Source organism: Nostoc sp. UIC 10890 (assembly GCF_054786515.1).
Genome location: NZ_JBSGKF010000130.1, coordinates 1 through 1777 on the forward strand (window position 1 = coordinate 1; position 1777 = coordinate 1777).

Here is a 1777-nt window from a genome sequence, read left to right on the forward strand (position 1 = left end):
GGTTTTGGTAGTATTAATGGGAGTTTTCCCAGTGAGTCTCAGCTTTATCAGGATAGTCAAATAGCCTGGAATTATTTAGTAAAAAATCAACAAATACCTCCTGATAAAATTGTTATTTACGGCGAATCAATGGGGGGAGCAGTTGCTATAAATTTGGCAGTAAAACATCCAGAAGCTAGCGGATTAATTGTGCAAAGCTCCTTTACATCAATGGCAGAGCAAATCAAATATAGAGATTGGTTACGGATGTTTCCCATCGATTTGTTGCTAACACAAAAGTTTGATTCTCTTTCCAAAGTTCGTTCTCTACGTCTTCCCGTTTTATTTATTCATGGAACTGATGACAGCATTGTTCCATCCTACATGAGTCAGCAGTTATATAATGCTGCCCTTGAACCCAAACAACTTTTATTAATTCCAAAAGGAAACATGTCCAAATTTATCAACCTGGAAGTAACTCGTATTTACAAGCAATTCAGAAGTTTATCCAAAAGATAGAGTCTCTTGAGTAAGAAATAGAACCATCGGGATGAGCTTCGACACGATTCAAAAATAGAGTTTTCGATGAAGTATAAATCATGACCGCACCCGCTCCAAGTCATAGTCACTCACCCGCGCAATAGAATCTGCTGAGATAAAAACCTCATCACCTTTTTCAGATATACCAGGGGATATCCATTCGATGCTGTAGAACCAACAATCGTTAATCAATTGAATGCCCTGGACAATCCTTGCTGGTGGCCCATCGCCATGAAACCGAAACTCGACTAATTCGCCCAGGCGGAAAACAGGTTTTTCTTTGGTAACTAATTGTAAGTTGCCTATACCAATGATTTCACGTCCTAAAACAGTTAGATTATCGTTGCCGGAGACAATCTCATAGCTCCAGCCTTTAGCTGACCACTCTACACCACAACAGTAACCGAAAGATTTGGTGGTAGTAACGTAGACTTTCTCCAACAAGGAAACTTCTAAGGGGGGAATCTCTTTACCCCAAGGTGGTGAAAGATACCAACAAGTTTCTAGATTCGGGACTTGGTTAATCATGGTTATGCCTCCTGACTGGAGTTTAGACTCCACAAATAATCAATCCGTTTCCAAGCCACAGCAGCTTGCCGGGGAGAACAACTCAAACCATAAGCGCGACGGGCATCATAATTACCCTTGATCCCCTTGGCTACTCCAACGGAAACCCCAGAAGCCACCTCACGAATGCCGGGTTGATAGCTTCGGTCTTCATGAGAGAGCCGTACTTGCGTAATCTGATTTCCAATTTGGTCTGCCCAGGCGGTTGGCTGTTGACGGTGGAATAAGCCATCGGCGTAGGCAATGATAAACACTCTTTCTCTTTCATGTGGCAAGCCGAGGCAATACGCGGGTATAGTTTCCCACTCACATACGTACCGGATTTGGGAAAGGTCTTCGAGGACTGTTGCCATTCCTCTAGAGAGTAGCCCTGTTGGGTTTTCGATGAGAGCGATTGTTGGTCTACACTGGTTGATGATGCGGAACATTTCGCGCCACAGTCCAGACCTTGGGTCGTTGAGTCCTTTTTTGTCTCCAGCGTTACTGGTGCCGCTACAGGGGAATCCCCCACATAAAATGTCGAATTGTCGTCGGTGGCAATGGTAGTTGGTAATATCTGCGTGGATTGGAATTGTCGGTTGTTCATGGCGCAATTGTGATTGAGAATAAGGGGAGATTTCGACAAATTGCTGGACTCGGAATTTGTGGGATAGACCTGCGGCTGATATTCCGTGGTGGCAGAGTCCGCCGA

3 protein-coding genes are annotated in these 1777 nt (G+C 44.2%); 1 reads left to right on the top strand and 2 read right to left on the bottom strand.

Annotation, left to right across the window (positions count from 1 at the left end; genetic code table 11):
- Window positions 1-498 (top strand): alpha/beta hydrolase (locus tag ACWATR_RS39800; protein WP_460345832.1); only part of this gene is annotated, 498 nt, incomplete at its 5' end.
- Between the two features lie 78 nt (window positions 499-576).
- Here ACWATR_RS39800 and ACWATR_RS39805 read toward each other — a convergent pair.
- Both ACWATR_RS39805 and ACWATR_RS39810 read right to left on the bottom strand, forming a co-directional pair.
- The gene (locus tag ACWATR_RS39805; protein ID WP_460345835.1) at window positions 577-1047 is read right to left on the bottom strand and encodes a DUF1392 family protein; all 471 of its coding nucleotides are present in this window, start codon (window positions 1045-1047) and stop codon (window positions 577-579) included.
- Between the two features lie 2 nt (window positions 1048-1049).
- Window positions 1050-1777 (bottom strand): DNA cytosine methyltransferase (locus ACWATR_RS39810; protein ID WP_460345838.1); only part of this gene is annotated, 728 nt, incomplete at its 5' end.